Source organism: Streptomyces sp. ActVer, from assembly GCF_027270795.1.
GTDB lineage: Bacteria > Actinomycetota > Actinomycetes > Streptomycetales > Streptomycetaceae > Streptomyces > Streptomyces umbrinus_A.
Genome location: NZ_JAPWHT010000961.1, coordinates 1 through 915, shown reverse-complemented (window position 1 = coordinate 915; position 915 = coordinate 1). Strand labels below are relative to the sequence as shown.

1 protein-coding gene and 1 pseudogene are annotated in these 915 nt (G+C 73.7%); one reads left to right on the top strand and one right to left on the bottom strand.

Annotated elements, in window-relative coordinates; translation table 11 throughout:
• Window positions 1-382, top strand: a 382-nt coding sequence (locus O3Q52_RS53610) for a PH domain-containing protein (protein ID WP_269655614.1), incomplete at its 5' end; no start/stop codon positions are given.
• 133 nt (window positions 383-515) lie between these two features.
• On the opposite strand, the pseudogene O3Q52_RS53605 reads toward O3Q52_RS53610, so the two are convergent.
• Window positions 516-915, bottom strand: a pseudogene (locus O3Q52_RS53605) (hypothetical protein); the annotation flags it as partial.

Here is a 915-nt window from a genome sequence, read left to right as displayed (position 1 = left end):
CGTGGTGGTCGCGCGGGTGCTGCCGGGCGTGACCGTGCCCACCTCACTGGCACGGCCGCCGCGCCGGGCGGGCTGGTGCGTGCCGTTCTGGTGGCGGGGCTACGGGCTCGCCGTGACCGACACCGTCTTCGTGGCCCGGCACGGGCTGCTGCGCCGCAGCATCGCGCTCGTGCCGCACGCCAAGGTGCAGAGCGTGCGCCTGGAGCAGGGGCCGTGGCAGCGCCACAAGGGGCTGGCCGACGTCCGCGTGGACACCGGAGCCAACAAGACCGTGACGGCCCGGCTGCGGGACGCCTCCGAGGCGGCGGAGCTGCTCCACGGACAGGCGGACCGGTCACGCACGGGACGGCGGGAGGCCCGGCCGGACCGGTGGATGGCCTGAGGGCCTCGACCGACTCGGACGACGCGAACGGCTTGTGAGGAGCGAACGGCGTGAGGGCAGTGGCGGGTTGCCACTGCCCTCATCACGTACGCCATCGGTCGGGCCCAGGTGGGTCCGAACGGCCTTACCAGCGTTACGAAACCGCGCTGCGCAGTTCCGCCAGGTCGATCTGTTCCGTCTCGTCGTGCGCGGTCAGGTCGATGACCTGGCCGACTCCGCGCGACTCCTCGCTCACGGGCTTGAACTCGGACTCGGACTCGGCCTTGTGGAGCGCGAGCGCCTCCTGGCCGACCACGTCGGCCAGGTCCTCGTTCTGTACGGCCTCCAGCGCTTCCTCGCCCTTCTGCGTACCGAAGAAGTCGAACCCGCCCTCCACGGACGGGCGTCGCGCGGGCGAGGCCGGCGCGACCGCGACCGCCGTGGGCACGGTGAAGTGCCCGGAGGGCTGCGAGGGCCGCGCGGCAGGGGTGAGAGCGGCCGCGCTCGTCGGGGAGTGGGTCGTCGCCCCGGTCTCGGGACGCCGCCGCACACGG